Genomic DNA, 19354 nt, shown 5'->3' with positions numbered 1-19354 from the left:
GCGGCGGCCCCGCGACCGAGTGAGAGCGGTGGGCGCAGGCGGCGCGAGGGTCGCGCAGCGCGGGCAGATGCAGCGAGACCCGCCACCCTGACGGGTGACGGGTCTCGCGGTGCAAGGGTGGCCGGGCACGGATGCCGCGACCTGCCGGGCGGCGACGCCCGGCGTCCGATCACTCGGACTTCTTGTCGTCCTCGACGACGGCGTCCTCGGCGGCAGCCTCGGCGGCCTCGCCCTCCTCAGGCGACTCGGCGCCGGCCGCGGTGGCCGACTCCTCGGGAGTGGTGTCCTCGACGGGCTCTTCGCTCACGTTCGACTCCTCGGCGGTGGTCTCGTCGGCCGGAGCCTCCTCGGCCGCGGCCGGGGCAGCGGCGGAAGCCGACTTCTTGGCCGACTTCGGCTTCGGGTTGACGGGCTCGAGCACGAGCTCGATCACGGCCATGGGCGCATTGTCGCCCTTGCGGTTGCCGACCTTCGTGATGCGGGTGTAGCCGCCCTCACGGTCCGCGACCAGCGGCGCGATCTCGGTGAAGAGCTCGTGCACGACCGACTTGTCGCCGATGACCGACAGCACCCGGCGACGCGCGTGCAGGTCGCCGCGCTTGGCGAACGTGATCAGGCGCTCGGCGAGCGGACGCAGGCGCTTGGCCTTGGTCTCGGTCGTCTTGATCGACTTGTGGGTGAACAGCGCGGCGGCCAGGTTCGCAAGCAGCAGACGCTCGTGGGCGGGGCCGCCTCCGAGGCGGGGACCCTTGGTGGGCTTGGGCATTCTCAGTTACTCCAGTGTCTTAAAGGTCGAAAGCCGAAACTCAGACGGTCTCGTCGTCGTAGCCGCCGTAGAAGTGCGCGCCGTCGAACCCGGGGACCGAGTCCTTCAGCGACAGGCCGAGCGAGACGAGCTTGTCGCGCACCTCGTCGACCGACTTCTGACCGAAGTTGCGGATGTTCATCAGCTGCGTCTCCGAAAGGGCGACGAGCTCCGACACGGTGTTGATGCCCTCGCGCTTGAGGCAGTTGTACGAGCGGACCGACAGGTCGAGGTCCTCGATCGGCATCGACAGCTCGTTCGAGAGGACGGTCTCGACCGGCGCCGGGCCGATCTCGATGCCCTCGGCCTCGACGTTGAGCTCGCGGGCCAGGCCGAAGAGCTCGGTCAGCGTGCGACCGGCCGACGCGACGGCGTCGCGCGGGGCGATCGAGGACTTGGTCTCGACGTCCAGCACGAGCTTGTCGAAGTCGGTGCGCTCACCCGCACGCGTGGCCTCCACGCGGTACGAGACCTTGAGCACCGGCGAGTAGATCGAGTCGACCGGGATCTGGCCGGCCTCGGCGTACTCGTTGCGGTTCTGCGTCGCCGAGACGTAGCCGCGGCCGCGCTCGATCGTGAGCTCGAGCTCGAACTTCGCGGTGTCGTTGAGGGTCGCGATGACCAGCTCGGGGTTGTGCACCTCGACACCGGCGGGAGCGGAGATGTCGGCGGCGGTGACCTCACCGGCGCCGGTCTTGCGCAGGTACGCGGTGATGGGCTCGTCGCGCTCGCTCGAGACGACGAGCTGCTTGATGTTGAGGATGATCTCGGTGACATCCTCCTTCACACCCGGGATGGTGCTGAACTCGTGGAGGACGCCGTCGATGCGGATCGACGTCACGGCCGCGCCGGGGATGGAGGACAGGAGGCTGCGACGCAGCGCGTTGCCGATCGTGTAGCCGAAGCCGGGCTCCAGCGGCTCGATGACGAAACGGCTGCGGAACTCCCCGACCTTCTCCTCGGTCAGAGTGGGACGCTGTGCGATGAGCACTATGTGTTCCTTTCGATCACGTGCCCGCTATATGACACGTGCGGTGGGTGAGGTGTTGAGTTTTACTCGGGGATGCCTCGGACCGAGGCATCCGTTAAGCGTGCGGTAGCCCTTCGACGGGCTCAGTGACCGATACGGATCCTGAGCCCGTCGAAGGGCGGGAAGTCAGACGCGACGGCGCTTGGGGGGACGGCAGCCGTTGTGGGCCTGCGGCGTCACGTCCTGGATGGAGCCGACCTCGAGGCCGGCAGCCGTCAGCGAGCGGATCGCGGTCTCGCGGCCCGAGCCCGGGCCCTTCACGAAGACGTCGACCTTCTTGACACCGTGCTCCTGCGCCTGGCGGGCAGCGGACTCCGCGGCCATGCCGGCGGCGTACGGCGTCGACTTGCGCGAGCCCTTGAAGCCCACGCCACCGGACGATGCCCAGCTGATGACGGCGCCCGACGGGTCGGTGATCGAGACGATCGTGTTGTTGAACGTCGACTTGATGTGGGCCTGGCCCAGCGCGATGTTCTTCTTCTCCTTGCGGCGCGGCTTGCGCGCGGCGGACTTGGCCTGTGCCATTGCTTTGCTCTCCTGAACCTGGGGGCCGCGCCTTAGCGCGCCTTCTTCTTGCCGGCGACGGTGCGCTTCGGGCCCTTGCGGGTGCGGGCGTTCGTCTTGGTGCGCTGACCGCGCACCGGGAGGCCGCGGCGGTGGCGCAGGCCCTCGTAGGAGCCGATCTCGACCTTGCGGCGGATGTCGGCGGCGACCTCGCGGCGGAGATCACCCTCGACCTTGTAGTTGCCTTCGATGTAGTCGCGGAGTGCGATGAGCTGGTCGTCGCTGAGGTCCTTGACGCGGATGTTCTCGTCGATCTCCGTCGCCTTGAGGATCTCGTTCGAGCGGGTACGGCCAACGCCGTAGATGTAGGTAAGGGCGATCACCACGCGCTTGTCGCGCGGGATGTCGACGCCGGCAAGACGTGCCATGCGGCTCTCCTAGGAGTGAGTGGAGGTGTGGAGCAGCATCGGTGCCCGGGCCTCCGCCCGAGGTGTCCCCCGCGGTGCGGGTTCTGATGCTGCCTGTGTGTGTATTGAGTTGTGAGTCGCGGGCCGCGCCGGGGCGCGGCATCCGTTCAGCCCTGGCGCTGCTTGTGACGCGGGTTCGACTTGCAGATGACCATGACGCGACCGTGGCGGCGGATGACCTTGCAGTGGTCGCAGATGGGCTTGACGGAGGGGTTGACCTTCATGATTTCTTCTCTTCGCTGTCTTCGCCGGGCACGCGTGCGTGTGCCGCGTGGGGCGTTACTTCTCGACCGGTCTAGCGGTAGCGGTAGACGATGCGACCGCGCGTCAGGTCGTAGGGCGAGAGCTCCACGACCACACGGTCCTCGGGGATGATGCGGATGTAGTTCTGCCGCATCTTGCCTGAGATCGTGGCAAGAACCTTGTGTCCGTTGGTGAGCTCGACGCGGAACATCGCGTTGGGCAGCGCCTCGGACACGACGCCCTCGATCTCGATGACACCGTCTTTCTTCGCCATACGCTCGCTAACACTTGTGCAGACCGGTCGGTCTGCGGGTGGATGGGATGTCGGTGCGACGACACGCCGATGAAGGCGCAACGCACCAAAGATCAAGCATACGTGATAGCGGATGCCTCGGCAAATGCCCGCCGCGCCGTCACGGCTGCCGCTCAGGATTCCCTCGGGTGGCGGGCATCGCCGGGCCCATGGCATCCCCAGGACCCCGACTCGGCCGGACCACGGCGCCCCAGGCCCGCGGCATCCCAGGGCCCGCGGCATCCGTTCTCCCCCGACGTCTGCGCACCCCCCCTTTCCAGGGCAAACACCACATTCGCGACGAGGCGCCACACTCGGGCGCGGTGTCTCGCGAGCGATGCGGTGTTTGCCCTTCCTCCACGGGGGCGCAACCTCGGGCACGGGGCGCGAGTTCCTCACGTCTGAGCGCAGGCGCGGAACGAGCGGATGCCGCGGCCACGACCATTGCCGCATGGCACAGGTTCTGCCGGTCGGCGTGGTCCGGCCCTCGCCCATCGAACTCGTCAGCGTCCGTGACGCCTTCGCCGGCACGCGTGGGCTCCGCAACAGCGCGCACTTCCACCGCGTGCGTACCGGCGTCTATGCCGCCCGACCGGCATGGGACGCGCTGCGCCCCTGGGAGCGGTATCTCGCGCGCGTGCACGCGTACGCGCTGGTGAATTCCGACGCCGTCTTCGCATACGAGTCCGCTGCCGCGCTGCTCGGGCTACCCGTCTTCGGCGAGCCTGCGCTGATCCACGTGTACGCGCTGGCCCGGACCAGGTCGCGACGCTTCGGGGACGTCTTCGTGCACAGCTGCGTCGCCGTCCCCGAGACCGTGACGCTCGGCGCCCACACGATGACGACGCCCGCCACCACGACGGCGGATCTGATGCGCGTGCTGCCGCCACCGTTCGGACTTGCCGTCGGAGATGCGGCGGTGTCGCGGGTGCAAGGAGGGATGCTCGCCGTCGCCGACCTCGAGGCGGCCGCCGCGGCCCTTCCGAACACGCGCGGGCGCGCGCTGCGAAACCTTCTGCTGCCCATGGTCGATGCGCGTGCTGAGTCGCCGGGTGAGAGCGTCAGCCGCGCGGTGATCGTCTGGTCGGGTTTCGAGCCGCCAGACCTCCAGCGCGTGTTCGTCACCGACGGCATCACCGACCGGACCGACTTCTGGTGGGAGAGCGCGAAGGCCGTCGCGGAATCCGACGGCTACGGCAAGTACGTCCGAGCGACCGCCGAGGAGACCCTCGAGGGCGTCCTCGCCGAGAAGCGGCGCGAGGACCGGCTGCGACGGCACTGCCGGGAGTTCGGTCGGTGGGACTGGGCTGCGTGCATGGCCGTCGCGCCGGTGATCGGCGAGCTGGAACGGCTCGGCGTGCCGCGGGTCGCCGCACCGCGGAGCCGGCTGCTCGCGACCATGCGGGCCAACCCGCGCTCTCTCCCGCGCACGCCCGCCGTTCCCCGCACGCCCGTTGTCCCCAGCGCACCCGCGGCCGGCACGCCCGCAGCGCGCCGCTGATCCACCGCGCCGCTGACCCGTCGCCCGCTGACCCGTCGCCCGCTGACCCGTCGCCCGTTGACCCGTCGCGGCCCCTCGAGCGGGCGATACACCGCGAACGCGACGGCACACCACGGTGCCGCACGGTGTCTCGTCGCGAACGCGGTGTTTACCCTGAATGTTGGGGAACGGATGCCGCCCACGGGGACCCCGGCGCGCCGAACGTCCGCGCGCCGGCGACCCGCCGCCCCTCCGGTCCCCTCGAGCGGGCGATACACCGCAAACGCGACGGCACACCACGGTGCTGCACGGTGTTTCGTCGCGCACGCGGTGTTTACCCTGAATGTTGGGGAACGGATGCCGCCCACGCCAGGCCCCCCACGCCGGGCGCCCCCCACGCCGGGCGCCCGCCCACGCCGGGCTGCCGCCCACGCCGGGCGCGCCCACGCCGGCCGCCCACGCCGGGCGGCCGCCCACGCCGGACGCCCGCGTGCGGCGAACGCCCGGGCGCGCCGGGCGCCCGCGTGCGGCGACGCGCGTGGGAGGAGGGGGCGGATGCCGCGGGGCGCGGCATCCGGTCACTCGAAGAGGGTCGCGAGCGCGCCCGCGGGGGGCAGGTCGGAGTTGGAGATGACATCGCCGTTCACGGCGACGGTCGGCGTGGCGATGCCGGACTGTCCGGGCTGCACCGGCGTCTGCTCCGTCATCGCCGTGACGAAGCCGGCGTAGCTGCCGTCGTTCACGCAGGAGTCGATCCCGGTGACGCCCACGCCCGACGCGATCTCGAGGATCTCGTTGTTCGTCAGGCCGTCGGTGCTCTCGGCGGGCTGGTTCTCGAACATCGCCTGCAGGAAGGGCAGCGAGGCATCCGGGTCGGCCTCGGCCACGCAGTACGCGGCGTTGGCCGAGCGGGTCGAGAACTGCGTGCCGTTCGACAGCCGGTCGAGGATCGAGATGGGGTGGATGCCGAGCGTGATGCTGCCGTCGTCGACGAGGCCTTCGATCTCGGCGCCGTACACCTGCTCGAACTGGTTGCACACCGGGCACATGAAGTCGACGTAGGTGTCGAGGCGGTCCTCCCCCTCGCCGACGAGGATCGCACCGGTCTCGGTGTCGATGTTCGACGCCGACGGAGGGTTGACCTCAGTGGGCAGCGGCTTGGGCGCGGCCTGGTTGTTGAGCGTCACCACGAGCACCGCGACGAGCACGAGCGCCACCACCACGGCGATGGTCACCCAGATCGCGAACCAGTTGACCTTGCGTGCGCCGGCCTGTGCCATCTCGAGAGCCTCCCTAGGCGATCTGACGCGGCGTGATGCCGAAGGGCGCCAAGCCCGCGGCTCCGCCGTCGGGTGCGGTCAGCACCCAGATTCCGTCTTCGTGCACGGCCACGCTGTGCTCCCAGTGGGAGCCGGCGGTGCCGTCGAGCGTCGACACGGTCCACCCGTCGTCTTCGATGAAGGTGGCCTGGTCGCCGATGACGACCATCGGCTCGATCGCGAGGACGAGGCCGGGTCGCACCTCGGGCCCCGGATCGGCGACGCGGTAGTTGAACACCGAGGGCGACTCGTGCATCTTGCGGCCGATGCCGTGCCCGACGTACTCGCGCAGGATGCCGTAGGCGCCGGACTCCGGCGAGTTCGCCTCGATGTACTCCTGGATGGCGGCGCCCACCTCGCCGAGGTGGCGGGCGGTCGCGAGCGACGCGATGCCGGCCCACAGCGACCCCTCGGTCACGTCCGACAGGCGCTGCCGCTCCGCGACGACCTCGGGCCGCGTCTCGTCGGGCAGCACCGCGGTGAACGCGGAGTCCCCGTTCCACCCCTTGTACTCGGCTCCGGCGTCGATCGACAGGATGTCACCGGGCGCCAGCACGCGGTCGCCCGGGATGCCGTGCACGACCTGCTCGTTGACCGACGCGCAGATGGTGTGGCGGTACCCGCGGACCATCTGGAAGTTCGACTTCGCCCCACGGCCGGTGATGACCTCGGATGCCGCGGCATCCAGTTCCGCGGTGGTGACGCCGGGCGCGATCAGGCCGCGGACCGCGTCGAGGGCGGCGGCGGTGATGAGACCGGGTTCCACCATCGCCCGCAGCTGGGCGGGGGACTTGTAGATGGAGCGGCGCAGCGACACGTTCAGGAGACCGGGACGCGCACCAGGCCGCGCGCCTCGAGCGCGGCGATGATGCGGTCGGTGATCTCGTCGAGCGAGCCCACGCCGTCGATGTCGTCGACGATGCCGCGCGTGCGGTACACCTCGAGGATCGGCGCCGTCTCGCGCTCGTAGATCGCCAGGCGGTTGGCGATGACCTCTTCGGTGTCGTCGCTGCGGCCCTGCTCGGCGGCGCGCCCGGCGATGCGGGCGATGCTCTCGTCGCGCGGCACGGCCAGCTCGATCACCGCGTCGAGGGACTCGTCGCGCCCCTCGAGGAACTCGTCGAGGTGCATGACCTGGGCCATGTTGCGGGGGTAGCCGTCCAGCAGGAAGCCCTCCGCCGCGTCGGCCTGCGCGAGGCGGTCGCGCACGACCGCGCTCGTCAGCTCGTCGGAGACCAGGTCGCCCGCCTCGATGATGGCCTTGACCTGCAGGCCGAGCTCGGAGCCCTCTGCGACCGCCGCGCGGAACACATCGCCGGTCGAGATGGCGGGGATGCCGAACGCCTCGGCGATGCGCACGCCCTGCGTGCCCTTGCCTGAACCCTGCGGGCCGACGATCAGAAGTCGGGTCATCGGAGGAGCCCTTCGTAGTGGCGCTGCTGAAGCTGCGCGTCGATCTGCTTCACCGTCTCGAGTCCGACGCCGACGATGATGAGGATCGAGGCTCCGCCGAACGGGAAGTTCTGGTTGGCGCCGACCGTGGCGAGGGCGACGAGCGGGAGGAGCGCGATCAGACCCAGGTAGATGGAGCCCGGGAGCGTGATGCGCGTGAGGACGTAGTCGAGGTACTCGGCGGTCGGGCGGCCGGCGCGGATGCCGGGGATGAACCCGCCGTACTTCTTCATGTTGTCGGCGACCTCGACGGGGTTGAAGGTGATCGCGACGTAGAAGTACGTGAAGCCGACGATGAGCAGGAAGTACAGCAGCATGTACAGCGCGTTGTCGCCGGTGACGAGGTACGCCTGGATCCACTGCACCCAGCCCGGCACCTCCTCGCCCGGCTGCGGCTGGTTGAACTGCGCGATGAGTGCGGGGATGTACAGCAGCGACGAGGCGAAGATGACGGGCACGACGCCGGCCATGTTCACCTTGATCGGGATGTACGTGTTGGTGCCGCCGTAGGTGCGGCGCCCGACCATGCGCTTGGCGTACTGGACGGGGATGCGGCGCTGCGACTGCTCGACGAAGACGACGAGCGCGACGACCACGATGCCGACGGCCAGCACGAGGAGGAAGACCTCGAAGCCGCGCGACTGCCAGATCGCCCACATCGAGGCGGGGAAGGCCGCGGCGATGGAGGTGAAGATGAGCAGCGACATGCCGTTGCCGATGCCGCGCTCGGTCACCAGCTCGGCGAACCACATGATGAGGCCGGTGCCGGCCGTCATCGTGATGATCATGAGGAGCTGCGCCCACCACGCCTCCTCGGTGAGGAGGTTCTCGCACTCCGGCACGCCGGTGACGCCGAACAGCTGACCGCTGCGGGCGACGGTGACCAGGGTGGTGGACTGGAGGAGCGCCAGCGCGATCGTCAGGTACCGCGTGTACTGCGTGAGCTTGGCCTGGCCCGCCTGGCCCTCCTTGTAGAGGGTCTCGAAGTGCGGGATGACCACGCGCAGCAGCTGCACGATGATCGTCGCGGTGATGTACGGCATGACACCCAGCGCGAAGATCGACAGCTGCAGCAGAGCGCCACCCGAGAAGAGGTTGACCAGCGACAGCAGACCCTCGGTGCCGGCGGACTGCCGGAGACACGACTGCACGTTCGGGAAGTCGACGAACGGCGCGGGCACGTGGGCACCGAAGCGGTACAGGGCGATGATCGCCAGGGTGAATGCGATCTTCCGCCGAAGGTCAGGAGTGCGGAAGATCCGCGCGATGGCGCTGAACAAGAGGATTCCTCCAGTGGGGGGCATCGGCACGCAGACGTGCCGACGTCCAGGGTAACCCAGTGGGGGCCGGAGCAAGCTCCGACCCCCACTGCGCGCGTATTACTTGACGGTGCCGCCCGCGGCGACGATCTTCTGCTCGGCAGAGCCCGAGACCTTGTCGACCGCCACGTTGAGCTTCACCGAGATGTCGCCGGTGCCGAGCACCTTGACCTTCTCGTTCTTGCGCACCGCACCCTTGGCGACGAGGTCGCCCACGGTGACGTCGCCACCGGCCGGGTACAGCTCCGCGAGCTTGTCCAGGTTCACGACCTGGTACTCGACGCGGAACGGGTTCTTGAAGCCGCGGAGCTTCGGGGTGCGCATGTGCAGCGGCATCTGCCCGCCCTCGAAGCCGACCTTGACCTGGTAGCGGGCCTTGGTGCCCTTGGTACCGCGGCCGGCCGTCTTGCCCTTCGAGCCCTCACCGCGACCCACACGGGTCTTGGGGGTGTTCGAGCCGGGGACCGGACGCAGGTGGTGCACCTTCAGCACGCCCGGGCGCGCAGCCGGGACGTCCTTCTTGGCAGCAGCCTTCTTGGCCGGCGCCTTCTTGGCCGGCGCAGCCTTCTCAGCCTTGTCGGCCTTGGCGGCGGCGGGGGCCTTGTCGGCGGCCTTGGAGGAGGCGGCCTTGGAGGCGGCAGCCTTCTTCGGGGCCTTCTTCTCAGCCTCGACGGCTTCGTTCTTCTCGGCCTTCTCAGCCATCAGTCGATCTCCTCAACCTTGACGAGGTGGGCGACGGTCCGGACGTAGCCGCGCGTCTGCGCGTCGTCGGGACGGACGACCGAGTCGCCGATCCGCTTCAGACCGAGCGAACGCAGCGTGTCGCGCTGGTTCTGCTTCTCGCTCACCTTGGACTTGACCTGCGTGACCTTCAGACGCGCAGCCATCAGACACCTGCCTTCGCAGCGGCCGCGGCCTCAGCCTCGGCACGGACGAGACGGGCGGGGGCGACCTGGTCGAAGTCGAGGCCACGGCGTGCGGCGACCGCACGGGGCTCCTCGAGCTGCTTCAGGGCCTCCACCGTCGCGTGGACGATGTTGATCGTGTTCGACGAGCCGAGTGACTTCGACAGCACGTCGTGGATGCCGGCGCACTCGAGCACGGCACGCACCGGGCCACCGGCGATGACACCGGTACCGGCAGCGGCCGGGCGCAGCAGCACCACACCGGCAGCGGCCTCACCCTGCACCGGGTGCGGGATGGTCGAGCCGACGCGGGGCACGCGGAAGAAGTTGCGCTTGGCCTCCTCGACGCCCTTCGAGATCGCCAGCGGCACCTCACGGGCCTTGCCGTAGCCGACGCCGACCACACCGTTGCCGTCGCCGACGACGACGAGCGCGGTGAAGCTGAAGCGACGGCCACCCTTGACGACCTTCGACACGCGGTTGATGGTGACGACGCGCTCGAGGAACTGGCTCTCGTTGCGGTCGCGGCCACCGCGGTCGCGGTTGGGGTTGCGCTCGCGACCACCGCGGCGCGGCTCGCGCTCGCGCTCGGCGGGCGCCTCGGCGGCCGGGGCCTGAGCCTCGGCTGCAGCCTGGTCGGTCACGATGTTCTCCTTGTTGTCACTCACAGGTTCAGACCTCCCTCGCGGGCGCCGTCGGCGATCGCCGCGACACGGCCGGCGTAGCGGTTGCCGCCACGGTCGAACACGACGTCCGAGACGCCGGCGGCCTTCGCGCGCTCGGCGAGGAGCTCGCCGACCTTGCGGGCCTTGGCGGTCTTGTCAGCGTCGGACACGCGCAGGTCGGTCTCGAGGGTCGAGGCCGAGGCCAGCGTGTGGCCCTTGCTGTCGTCGACGATCTGCACGAAGACGTGGCGCGCCGAGCGCGTGACGACCAGGCGCGGACGCTCGGGGGTGCCGACGACCTTCTTGCGAAGGCGGGCGTGACGACGCGCGCGCGCGTCGGACTTCGACTTCACAGCCATGGTTACTTACCAGCCTTTCCGGCCTTGCGCCGGACGACCTCGCCGGCGTAGCGCACACCCTTGCCCTTGTACGGCTCGGGCTTGCGGATCTTGCGGATGTTGGCCGCGGTCTCGCCGACAGCCTGCTTGTCGATGCCCGAGACGGTGAGCTTGTTGTTGCCCTCGACCGTCAGCGTGATGCCGGCGGGCGCCTCGACGAGCACCGGGTGCGAGAAGCCGAGAGCGAACTCGACCGACGTGCCCTTCTGCGCGACGCGGTAACCCGTGCCGACCACCTCGAGGCCCTTGGAGTAGCCCTGGGTGACACCGATGATGTTGTTGTTGATGAGCGTGCGGGTCAGGCCGTGCAGCGAGCGCGACGAGCGCTCGTCGTCGGGGCGGGTCACGACGACCTGGCCCTCTTCGACCTTGACCTCGATGGGACGGGCCACGGTGAGCGACAGCTCGCCCTTAGGGCCCTTGACGGCGACATCCTGACCCTCGACCGAGACGGTCACACCGGCGGGGATGTCGATCGGAAGACGACCGATACGCGACATGTCAGATCACCACACGTAGGCGAGGACTTCCCCACCCACGCCCTTCTGCTCGGCCTGGCGGTCCGTGAGGAGGCCAGAGGAGGTGGACAGGATGGCCACGCCGAGCCCGCCGAGCACGCGGGGGATCTCGGTCGACTTCGCGTAGACGCGCAGACCGGGCTTGGAGACGCGCTTGATGCCGGCGATCGACCGCTCGCGGTTCGGGCCGTACTTGAGCGTCAGCGTGAGGGTCTGGCCGACGCGCGCGTCGCTGACCTCCCACGACGAGATGTAGCCCTCCTGCTTGAGGATCTCGGCGATGTGGGTCTTGAGCTTGGAGCTCGGCAGCGACACGGAGTCGTGGTGCGCCGAGTTCGCGTTGCGCAGACGGGTCAGCATGTCTGCGACCGGGTCTGTCATTGTCATGAGTTGATTCCTTTGTTCACGAGGTTTCGGCTGCCGTTACACGACAGACGACCTTCCATGATGACGGTGTTCAGTTATGGGATCGGATGCCGCGACCGCCGCCTTCGCGCCGGTCGCGGCATCCGTCAGGGGATCACGCCTGGGCGTCGTCCGACTTGAACGGGAAGCCGAGGTGGCGCAGGAGCGCGCGGCCCTCGTCGTCCGTCTTCGCCGACGTCACGATGGTGATGTCGAAGCCGCGGACGCGGTCGATCTTGTCCTGGTTGATCTCGTGGAACACGGACTGCTCCTGGAGACCGAAGGTGTAGTTGCCGTTGCCGTCGAACTGCGCGCCCGACAGGCCACGGAAGTCGCGGATGCGGGGCAGCGCCAGGTTGACCAGACGGTCGATGAACTCCCATGCGCGGTCACCGCGGAGGGTGACGTGCGCGCCGATGGCCTGGCCCTCGCGCAGCTTGAACTGCGCGATGGACTTGCGGGCCTTGGTCACGACCGGCTTCTGGCCGGTGATCTTGGTGAGGTCGTCGACCGCGCCATCGATCACCTTGCTGTCGCGAGCTGCCTCGCCGACACCGGTGTTCACGACGACCTTGACCAGGCCGGGCGTCTGCATGACGTTGGCGTAGCCGAACTCGTCCTGCAGGGCCTTCTTGATCTCGGTGTTGTACTTCTGCTTCAGGCGGGGCTGGATCTTGCCAGCCTCCACGGCAGTGGTGCTCATGTTCAGAGGTCCTTGCCTGACTTCTTCGCGTAGCGCACGCGGACGTTGCGCTTCACGCCGTCCTTCGTCTGCTCCTCGACGCGGTGGCCGACACGGGTCGGCTTCTTGGTCGAGGGGTCCACGAGCTGGACGTTGGAGATGTGGATCGGGGCTTCCATCGTCTCGATGCCGCCCGTCTTGGTGCCGCGCTGCGACTGGCCGACGCGGTTGTGCTTGGTGACGTAGTTCACGCCCTCGACGATCACGCGGTTCTGCTCGGCAAGGACCTCGAGGACCTTGCCCTGCTTGCCGCGGTCGCCGCCGCGCTCGGGCTTGGCGCCCGAGATGACCTGAACCAGGTCGCCCTTCTTGATCTTGGCCATGGGGTCAGATCACCTCCGGTGCGAGCGAGACGATCTTCATGAACTTCTTGTCGCGAAGCTCACGGCCGACCGGTCCGAAGATGCGGGTGCCGCGGGGCTCCCCGTCGTTCTTCAGGATGACGGCGGCGTTCTCGTCGAACTTGATGTACGAGCCGTCGGGACGACGGGTCTGCTTGACGGTGCGGACGACGACGGCCTTGACCACGTCGCCCTTCTTGACGTTGCCGCCCGGGATCGCGTCCTTGACGGTGGCCACGATGATGTCACCCACGCCCGCGTAGCGGCGGTTCGAGCCACCGAGGACGCGGATGGTGAGCAGCTCCTTGGCACCCGTGTTGTCGGCGACCTTGAGGCGGGACTCGTTCTGAATCACTTGGCCTTCTCCAGGATCTCGACCAGACGCCAGCGCTTGGTCGCGCTCAGCGGGCGGGTCTCGTTGATGAGGACGAGGTCGCCGATGCCGGCCGTGTTGCCCTCGTCGTGCGCCTTCACCTTGGAGGTGCGGCGGATGACCTTGCCGTACAGCGGGTGCTTCACGCGGTCCTCGACCTCGACGACGATGGTCTTGTCCATCTTGTCGCTGACGACGTAGCCGCGGCGGGCCTTGCGGTAGCCACGGGCGTCCGCGTCGCGCACGTCGTGCTCGGCCGACTCGTGGCCCTTGGCGGCGACCTCGGCCTGCTTCTTCTCAGCCATCACTCGGCCTCTTCCTTCGCGGCCGAGTCGGCGGCATCCGCCTTCTTGGCCTTCGTCTTCTTCGCCTTCGTCGCCGTCTCCAGCGGAGCGGGCGTGGCACGGATGCCGAGCTCGCGCTCACGGATCACGGTGTAGAGCCGCGCGATGTCGCGCTTGACCGCACGGATGCGGCCGTGGCTCTCGAGCTGGCCGGTGGCCGACTGGAAGCGCAGGTTGAACAGCTCTTCCTTGGCCTTGCGCAGCTCCTCGACGAGGCGCTGGTCTTCGAACGTGTCGAGCTCGCTCGGAGCGAGCGTCTTGGTGCCGATCGCCATTACGCGTCGCCCTCCTCGCGCTTGATGATGCGTGCCTTGAGAGGCAGCTTGTGGATGGCACGGGTCAGCGCCTCACGAGCGAGTTCCTCGTTGACGCCGGCGACCTCGAAGAGGACGCGACCCGGCTTGACGTTCGCGACCCACCACTCCGGCGAGCCCTTACCGGAACCCATGCGGGTCTCGGCCGGCTTCTTGGTGAGCGGACGGTCGGGGTAGATGTTGATCCACACCTTGCCGCCGCGCTTGATGTGACGGGTCATCGCGATACGAGCGGACTCGATCTGACGGTTTGTCACGTACGCGGGCGTGAGGGCCTGGATGCCGAACTCGCCGAAGGAGACCTTCGTGCCGCCGGTGGCCTGGCCCGAGCGGCCGGGGTGGTGCTGCTTGCGGTACTTGACCTTGCGGGGGATGAGCATTACGCCGACGCTCCTTCTGCCACGGGGGCCTCGTTGCGGCGCTCACCGCGGTCACCGCGGTCGCCGCGGTCGCCACGGGGGCCACGGCGGTCGCCGCGCTCGCGCGCCGGCTTCTGGTTGGCCTGCTCGCGAGCGAGCTCCTTGTTGGTCAGGTCGCCCTTGTAGATCCAGACCTTCACGCCGATGCGGCCGAAGGTGGTCTTGGCCTCGTAGAAGCCGTAGTCGATGTTCGCGCGCAGCGTGTGCAGCGGCACACGACCCTCGCGGTAGAACTCCGAGCGGCTCATCTCGGCGCCGCCGAGGCGGCCGGAGACCTGGATGCGGACGCCCTTGGCGCCGGCGCGCTGAGCGCCCTGCAGGCCCTTGCGCATCGCGCGGCGGAACGCCACGCGAGCGGTGAGCTGCTCGGCGATGCCCTGCGCGACGAGCTGGGCGTCGGCCTCGGGGTTCTTGACCTCGAGGATGTTCAGCTGGATCTGCTTGCCGGTGAGCTTCTCGAGGTCGGCGCGGATGCGCTCGGCCTCGGCGCCGCGGCGGCCGATCACGATGCCCGGGCGGGCGGTGTGGATGTCGACGCGGACGCGGTCACGCGTGCGCTCGATCTCGATGTTGCTCACGCCGGCGCGGTCAAGCGACGTCGTCAGCAGGCGACGGATCTTGATGTCCTCGGCCACGTAGTCGGCGTAGCGCTGTCCGGGCTTCGTCGAGTCCGAGAACCAACGCGACACGTGGTCCGTGGTGATGCCGAGGCGGAAGCCGTACGGGTTGACCTTCTGTCCCATTACTTGCTCGCCTTCTTGCTCTTGGCAGCCGGCGCCGTCTCCGCGACCTCGGGGGTCGAGAGCACGACGGTGATGTGGCTGGTGCGCTTCTTGATCTGGAAGGCGCGGCCCTGTGCACGGGGCTGGAAACGCTTGAGCGTCGTGCCCTCGTCCACGTACGCGTTCTTCACGTACAGGTCCTGCTCGTCCAGGTACTCGCCGTCCTTGTCGGCCTTCACGCGAGCGTTCGCGATCGCCGAGGCGACGAGCTTGTAGATCGGCTCGCTCGCACCCTGCGGCGCGAACTTGAGGATGGCCAGGGCCTCCTCAGCCTGCTTGCCCTTGATGAGCGCGACGACACGACGAGCCTTCTGAGGGGTCACGCGGATGTGTCGCACGCGTGCGATGGACTCCACCATTTCTCTCTCCTCTGCCCCCGCGTCAGCGGCGGCGGCCCTTCTTGTCGTCCTTCACGTGGCCGCGGAAGGTGCGGGTGGGCGCGAACTCGCCCAGCTTGTGGCCGACCATGGTCTCGGTCACGAACACGGGGATGTGCTTGCGACCGTCGTGCACGGCGATGGTGTGACCCAGCATGGCCGGGATGATCATCGAACGGCGCGACCAGGTCTTGATGACGTTCTTGGTGCCGGCTTCGTTCTGGACGACGACCTTGCGAAGCAGGTGCTCGTCGACGAAGGGGCCCTTCTTAAGGCTGCGAGGCATCTTCCTCTACTCCTACTTCCGCTTCTTGCCGGCGTTGCGACGACGGACGATGTACTTGTCGCTTTCCTTGTTCGCGTGACGGGTGCGGCCTTCGGCCTGACCCCACGGCGAAACCGGGTGACGACCACCGGAGGTCTTACCCTCACCACCACCGTGCGGGTGGTCGACGGGGTTCATCGCGACACCGCGGACGGTCGGGCGGATGCCCTTCCAGCGGTTGCGGCCGGCCTTGCCCCAGTTGATGTTCGACTGCTCGGCGTTGCCGACCTCGCCGACGGTCGCGCGGCAGCGCGCGTCGACGTTGCGGATCTCGCCCGAGGGCAGACGCAGCTGGGCGTAGGGGCCGTCCTTCGCCACGAGGCGAACCGACGTGCCGGCCGAGCGCGCCAACTTCGCGCCGCCGCCGGGGCGGAGCTCGATGGCGTGGATCACGGTACCGGTGGGGATGTTCTTCAGCGGCAGGTTGTTGCCCGGCTTGATGTCAGCCGAGGCGCCCGACTCGACGATGTCGCCCTGCGCCAGCTTGTTCGGCGCGAGGATGTAGCGCTTCTCGCCGTCGAAGTAGTGCAGGAGCGCGATGCGCGCGGTGCGGTTGGGGTCGTACTCGATGTGAGCGACCTTGGCGTTGACGCCGTCCTTGTCATTGCGACGGAAGTCGATGACGCGGTACTGACGCTTGTGGCCACCGCCGATGTGGCGGGTGGTGATGCGGCCCTGGTTGTTGCGGCCACCGGTCTTGCTGAGCGGGCGGAGGAGCGACTTCTCGGGCGTCGATCGGGTGATCTCGGCGAAGTCGGCCACCGACGAGCCGCGGCGACCCGGGGTCGTGGGCTTGTACTTGCGAATAGCCATAGTTCTCTAGTCCTCTGTCCCGACCGTCAGCCGACTGCCGTGAAGATGTCGATGGTGCCCGACTTCAGGGTCACGATGGCGCGCTTGGTGTCCTTGCGCTTGCCGGTGCCGAAGCGGGTGCGACGAGCCTTGCCCGTGCGGTTGAGCGTGTTGACCGCCGCGACCTTGACGCCGAAGATCTTCTCGATCGCGAGCTTGATCTCGGTCTTCGAGGCGCGGGGGTCGACGAGGAAGGTGTACTTGCCCTCGTCGATGAGCCCGTAGCTCTTCTCCGAAACGACCGGCTTCAGGATGATGTCGCGCGGGTCCTTGTTGACGGCGGTCATGCCGAGGCCTCCTCGGTGGTGGCGGTCTTGGACGCGACGAACGCGTCGTAGGCGGCCTTGGTGAAGACGATGTCGTCCGAGACGAGCACGTCGTAGGCGTTGAGCTGGTCGAACGGCAGCACGTGCGCGAACGGGATGTTGCGGACGCTCAGCACGTTGATGTCGTCGGAGCGGTCCACGACCACGAGCACGTTCTTGACGGCGCCGAGACCCGTGAGCACCGCGGCGGCGGCCCTGGTCGACGGAGCACCCTCGATGCCGAACGACTCCACGACGTGGAGACGCTCGCCGCGGGCGCGGTCGCTGAGCGCGCCGAGGAGGGCGGCCGCGATCATCTTCTTGGGGGTGCGCTGCGAGTAGTCGCGCGGCTTCGGGCCGTGCACGATTCCACCGCCGGTCATCTGCGGCGCGCGGATCGAGCCCTGGCGGGCGTTACCCGTGCCCTTCTGCTTGAAGGGCTTGCGGCCGGCGCCCGAGACCTCACCGCGACGCTTGGTCGAGTGGGTGCCCTGGCGAGCCGCCGCGAGCTGCGCGACGACGACCTGGTGGATGAGCGGAATGTTCGTCTTGACGTCGAACAGCGCGGCGGGCAGCTCGATGGAGCCGGCCTTCTTGCCGTCTGCGTTCACGACGTCGAGCGCGAGAGTCGAGTCAGCCATGCGATCAGGCACCCTTCACTGCGTTGCGGACGTAGACGATGCGGCCGCGCGCGCCGGGGACGGCGCCCTTGACGAGCAGCAGACCCTTCTCGGCGTCGACGGCGTGCACCGTGAGGTTGAGGACGGTCACGCGCTCGCCACCCATACGGCCGGCCATGCGCATGCCCTTGAAAACGCGGCTCGGGGTCGACGAGGCGCCGATCGAACCGGGCTTGCGGTGGTTGCGGTGCGCACCGTGCGAGGCGGAGACGCCCTTGAAGTTGTGGCGCTTCATGACACCCGCGGTGCCCTTGCCCTTGCTGGTGCCGACGACGTCGACCAGCTGGCCGGCCTCGAACGTGCCGTCCACCGTGAGCTCCTGACCGAGTGAGTAGTCAGCGGCGTCCGCGGTGCGGATCTCAGTGAGGTGACGGCGCGGGGTGACACCGGCGGCCTCGAAGTGGGCCGTCAGGGGCTGGTTCACCTTGCGGGGGTCGATCTGGCCGTAGCCGATCTGGACGGCCTTGTAGCCGTCCTTCTCCGGCGTGCGGACCTGGGTCACGACGTTCGGAGCGATCTCGATCACGGTGACGGGAACGAGCTTGCCGTTCTCGTCCCAGACCTGGGTCATGCCGAGCTTGGTGCCGAGCAGGCCCTTGGAAACCTTGGAGTTGATGTCAGCCATGTCGAACCTCAGAGCTTGATCTCGATGTTGACATCGGCCGGAAGGTCGAGGCGCATGAGCGAGTCGACCGCCTTGGGCGTCGGGTCGACGATGTCGATCAGACGCTTGTGGGTGCGCATCTCGAAGTGCTCGCGGCTGTCCTTGTACTTGTGGGGAGAACGGATCACGGCGATCACGTTCTTCTCCGTCGGAAGGGGCACGGGGCCCACGACCGTCGCGCCCGCACGTGTCACGGTGTCGACGATCTTCCGCGCCGACGAGTCGATGACCTCGTGGTCGTACGACTTCAGGCGAATGCGGATCTTCTGTCCCGCCATAGTCTGCTCACTCTCTTTCCGCGTCGTACCTCTCGGGCATTGGACGCACATGGCGCTTGCGCGCCGGGCACATTTCTCGCGGCCGGCGACCTTCCGGCCGCCGAGCCCGTCGAGGGGCACCGCTGTTCTCATGTCAATCCGGATGCCGCGCCGAAGCGCTGCTCCCGTCATCCGTTCTCCGCCCACGCGAAACGGTGCTCCGCAGTGGGTGGATTCGAGATGTGGTGGTTCTGCTGCCCGCGGCCTAGGACTCTGCGCATGTGCGCTGCCTATGCACTGCCCTGGCAGTGATCCGGCGCACGCCAAGAGGGGCACCGGAATGTGGAACCTCACTAGTCTACGTGCAGCCCGGGCGTGTCGCAAACTCGGGCGTGTCGCGACGCGGCTATGCTCGGCGCCTTCCCAGCCTGGCACCCGCCCGAGCAGGCTCGCCGAGCCGAGTTTGCGCCCGGTGCTTCCCGCACCGGCGAGGTCGTGGCAGAATGACCACACGCAACCGCTGGCGAACTGGGGAGTTCCGTCGGCACGCAGGACCCGAAGGACTGCGTTCGGTTGCGACGGGGAGGGAAAGCAGTGGCGTCGCATTTTGTCGACGCGGCTAAAAGGCCGTATGTCGACGCATTGACAAGAAGTTCCAAGAAGCGGGTCGAGTCTGGGGAGACCGTCGCTCGCGTCGATCGCGCACCCGCGCGGCCGACCGGCACGGACCATTGGCGGGATCGATACTCGCGCCGGCTGTGGCTGAGCGATCTCGCG

31 protein-coding genes are annotated in these 19354 nt (G+C 68.4%); 1 reads left to right on the top strand and 30 read right to left on the bottom strand.

Annotated elements, in window-relative coordinates; translation table 11 throughout:
- Positions 1–169 precede the first annotated feature (169 nt).
- The 6 genes from rplQ to infA form a co-directional block, all read right to left on the bottom strand.
- Entirely contained in the window at positions 170–766 is a 597-nt protein-coding gene (rplQ, locus tag ACFRAL_RS14135) for a 50S ribosomal protein L17 (protein WP_378883959.1), read from the bottom strand.
- A 40-nt stretch (positions 767–806) separates the two neighbouring features.
- Entirely contained in the window at positions 807–1796 is a 990-nt protein-coding gene (locus ACFRAL_RS14130; protein WP_336398092.1) for a DNA-directed RNA polymerase subunit alpha, read from the bottom strand.
- Between the two features lie 165 nt (positions 1797–1961).
- A complete protein-coding gene (gene rpsK / locus ACFRAL_RS14125) occupies positions 1962–2360 on the bottom strand; it encodes a 30S ribosomal protein S11 (RefSeq protein ID WP_018171470.1) in 399 nt (132 codons plus the stop codon).
- A gap of 32 nt (positions 2361–2392) precedes the next feature.
- Positions 2393–2767, bottom strand: a complete 375-nt coding sequence (rpsM, locus tag ACFRAL_RS14120) for a 30S ribosomal protein S13 (protein ID WP_336398091.1) — start codon at positions 2765–2767, stop codon at positions 2393–2395.
- Between the two features lie 146 nt (positions 2768–2913).
- On the bottom strand, positions 2914–3030 hold the full coding sequence (gene rpmJ, locus ACFRAL_RS14115; RefSeq protein ID WP_005050492.1) for a 50S ribosomal protein L36: 117 nt from the start codon (positions 3028–3030) through the stop codon (positions 2914–2916).
- A gap of 71 nt (positions 3031–3101) precedes the next feature.
- Complete coding sequence (infA, locus tag ACFRAL_RS14110; RefSeq protein ID WP_005050493.1) at positions 3102–3323, bottom strand: translation initiation factor IF-1; 222 nt, start codon at positions 3321–3323, stop codon at positions 3102–3104.
- A 469-nt stretch (positions 3324–3792) separates the two neighbouring features.
- Here infA and ACFRAL_RS14105 point away from each other — a divergent pair, with 469 nt between their 5' ends.
- The gene (locus ACFRAL_RS14105) at positions 3793–4842 is read left to right on the top strand and encodes a hypothetical protein (protein WP_378883954.1); all 1050 of its coding nucleotides are present in this window, start codon (positions 3793–3795) and stop codon (positions 4840–4842) included.
- A gap of 557 nt (positions 4843–5399) precedes the next feature.
- Here the strand turns inward: ACFRAL_RS14105 and ACFRAL_RS14100 are convergent.
- The 24 genes from ACFRAL_RS14100 to rpsJ all read right to left on the bottom strand — a co-directional run bounded on the left by ACFRAL_RS14100 (position 5400) and on the right by rpsJ (position 18598).
- Positions 5400–6101 carry a DsbA family protein gene (locus tag ACFRAL_RS14100; protein WP_378883951.1) on the bottom strand — a complete coding sequence of 234 codons (702 nt, stop codon included), beginning with the start codon at positions 6099–6101 and terminating at the stop codon, positions 5400–5402.
- Between the two features lie 13 nt (positions 6102–6114).
- Positions 6115–6957 carry a type I methionyl aminopeptidase gene (gene map, locus ACFRAL_RS14095; protein ID WP_378883948.1) on the bottom strand — a complete coding sequence of 281 codons (843 nt, stop codon included), beginning with the start codon at positions 6955–6957 and terminating at the stop codon, positions 6115–6117.
- A 2-nt stretch (positions 6958–6959) separates the two neighbouring features.
- Positions 6960–7553 (bottom strand): adenylate kinase, encoded by a 594-nt coding sequence (locus ACFRAL_RS14090; RefSeq protein ID WP_336398087.1) that lies wholly within the window; start codon positions 7551–7553, stop codon positions 6960–6962.
- Positions 7550–8872, bottom strand: coding sequence for a preprotein translocase subunit SecY (secY, locus tag ACFRAL_RS14085; RefSeq protein WP_336398086.1), 1323 nt, complete (start codon positions 8870–8872; stop codon positions 7550–7552). The genes ACFRAL_RS14090 and secY overlap by 4 nt, the downstream gene beginning before the upstream one ends.
- Positions 8873–8971: 99 nt before the next feature.
- A complete protein-coding gene (gene rplO, locus ACFRAL_RS14080) occupies positions 8972–9613 on the bottom strand; it encodes a 50S ribosomal protein L15 (RefSeq protein ID WP_336398085.1) in 642 nt (213 codons plus the stop codon).
- A complete protein-coding gene (gene rpmD / locus ACFRAL_RS14075; RefSeq protein ID WP_018171461.1) occupies positions 9613–9798 on the bottom strand; it encodes a 50S ribosomal protein L30 in 186 nt (61 codons plus the stop codon). Before rpmD ends, rplO begins: the two co-directional genes overlap by 1 nt.
- Entirely contained in the window at positions 9798–10484 is a 687-nt protein-coding gene (gene rpsE / locus ACFRAL_RS14070) for a 30S ribosomal protein S5 (RefSeq protein ID WP_336398084.1), read from the bottom strand. Before rpsE ends, rpmD begins: the two co-directional genes overlap by 1 nt.
- Positions 10481–10840: a 50S ribosomal protein L18 gene (gene rplR, locus ACFRAL_RS14065; protein ID WP_336398083.1), complete on the bottom strand. Its 360-nt coding sequence runs from the start codon at positions 10838–10840 to the stop codon at positions 10481–10483. Before rplR ends, rpsE begins: the two co-directional genes overlap by 4 nt.
- A gap of 2 nt (positions 10841–10842) precedes the next feature.
- Complete coding sequence (gene rplF, locus ACFRAL_RS14060) at positions 10843–11379, bottom strand: 50S ribosomal protein L6 (RefSeq protein ID WP_336398082.1); 537 nt, start codon at positions 11377–11379, stop codon at positions 10843–10845.
- 6 nt (positions 11380–11385) lie between these two features.
- Positions 11386–11784: a 30S ribosomal protein S8 gene (gene rpsH, locus ACFRAL_RS14055; protein ID WP_318354393.1), complete on the bottom strand. Its 399-nt coding sequence runs from the start codon at positions 11782–11784 to the stop codon at positions 11386–11388.
- Between the two features lie 133 nt (positions 11785–11917).
- Complete coding sequence (gene rplE / locus ACFRAL_RS14050; RefSeq protein ID WP_336398081.1) at positions 11918–12505, bottom strand: 50S ribosomal protein L5; 588 nt, start codon at positions 12503–12505, stop codon at positions 11918–11920.
- 2 nt (positions 12506–12507) lie between these two features.
- The gene (gene rplX / locus ACFRAL_RS14045) at positions 12508–12867 is read right to left on the bottom strand and encodes a 50S ribosomal protein L24 (RefSeq protein ID WP_172990762.1); all 360 of its coding nucleotides are present in this window, start codon (positions 12865–12867) and stop codon (positions 12508–12510) included.
- A gap of 4 nt (positions 12868–12871) precedes the next feature.
- The gene (gene rplN, locus ACFRAL_RS14040; protein WP_336398080.1) at positions 12872–13240 is read right to left on the bottom strand and encodes a 50S ribosomal protein L14; all 369 of its coding nucleotides are present in this window, start codon (positions 13238–13240) and stop codon (positions 12872–12874) included.
- A complete protein-coding gene (rpsQ, locus tag ACFRAL_RS14035) occupies positions 13237–13563 on the bottom strand; it encodes a 30S ribosomal protein S17 (RefSeq protein WP_336398079.1) in 327 nt (108 codons plus the stop codon). The genes rplN and rpsQ overlap by 4 nt, the downstream gene beginning before the upstream one ends.
- Positions 13563–13877, bottom strand: coding sequence for a 50S ribosomal protein L29 (gene rpmC, locus ACFRAL_RS14030; RefSeq protein WP_318354390.1), 315 nt, complete (start codon positions 13875–13877; stop codon positions 13563–13565). The genes rpsQ and rpmC overlap by 1 nt, the downstream gene beginning before the upstream one ends.
- Complete coding sequence (gene rplP / locus ACFRAL_RS14025) at positions 13877–14296, bottom strand: 50S ribosomal protein L16 (RefSeq protein WP_018171451.1); 420 nt, start codon at positions 14294–14296, stop codon at positions 13877–13879. The genes rpmC and rplP overlap by 1 nt, the downstream gene beginning before the upstream one ends.
- Positions 14296–15078, bottom strand: coding sequence for a 30S ribosomal protein S3 (gene rpsC / locus ACFRAL_RS14020; RefSeq protein WP_194397477.1), 783 nt, complete (start codon positions 15076–15078; stop codon positions 14296–14298). The genes rplP and rpsC overlap by 1 nt, the downstream gene beginning before the upstream one ends.
- Complete coding sequence (rplV, locus tag ACFRAL_RS14015) at positions 15078–15476, bottom strand: 50S ribosomal protein L22 (protein ID WP_109210486.1); 399 nt, start codon at positions 15474–15476, stop codon at positions 15078–15080. Before rplV ends, rpsC begins: the two co-directional genes overlap by 1 nt.
- Positions 15477–15498: 22 nt before the next feature.
- Entirely contained in the window at positions 15499–15780 is a 282-nt protein-coding gene (gene rpsS, locus ACFRAL_RS14010; protein ID WP_018171448.1) for a 30S ribosomal protein S19, read from the bottom strand.
- 12 nt (positions 15781–15792) lie between these two features.
- The gene (gene rplB, locus ACFRAL_RS14005) at positions 15793–16632 is read right to left on the bottom strand and encodes a 50S ribosomal protein L2 (RefSeq protein WP_194414505.1); all 840 of its coding nucleotides are present in this window, start codon (positions 16630–16632) and stop codon (positions 15793–15795) included.
- A 26-nt stretch (positions 16633–16658) separates the two neighbouring features.
- Positions 16659–16958, bottom strand: a complete 300-nt coding sequence (gene rplW, locus ACFRAL_RS14000; protein WP_045301485.1) for a 50S ribosomal protein L23 — start codon at positions 16956–16958, stop codon at positions 16659–16661.
- Positions 16955–17617, bottom strand: coding sequence for a 50S ribosomal protein L4 (gene rplD / locus ACFRAL_RS13995; RefSeq protein WP_336398078.1), 663 nt, complete (start codon positions 17615–17617; stop codon positions 16955–16957). Before rplD ends, rplW begins: the two co-directional genes overlap by 4 nt.
- Positions 17618–17621: 4 nt before the next feature.
- Positions 17622–18281 carry a 50S ribosomal protein L3 gene (rplC, locus tag ACFRAL_RS13990; RefSeq protein WP_336398077.1) on the bottom strand — a complete coding sequence of 220 codons (660 nt, stop codon included), beginning with the start codon at positions 18279–18281 and terminating at the stop codon, positions 17622–17624.
- An 8-nt stretch (positions 18282–18289) separates the two neighbouring features.
- A complete protein-coding gene (rpsJ, locus tag ACFRAL_RS13985; RefSeq protein WP_106816553.1) occupies positions 18290–18598 on the bottom strand; it encodes a 30S ribosomal protein S10 in 309 nt (102 codons plus the stop codon).
- Positions 18599–19354: the final 756 nt, after the last annotated feature.

This window comes from Microbacterium sp. NPDC056736, from assembly GCF_042790415.1.
GTDB lineage: Bacteria > Actinomycetota > Actinomycetes > Actinomycetales > Microbacteriaceae > Microbacterium.
This window is presented reverse-complemented; position numbering and strand designations above follow the sequence as displayed.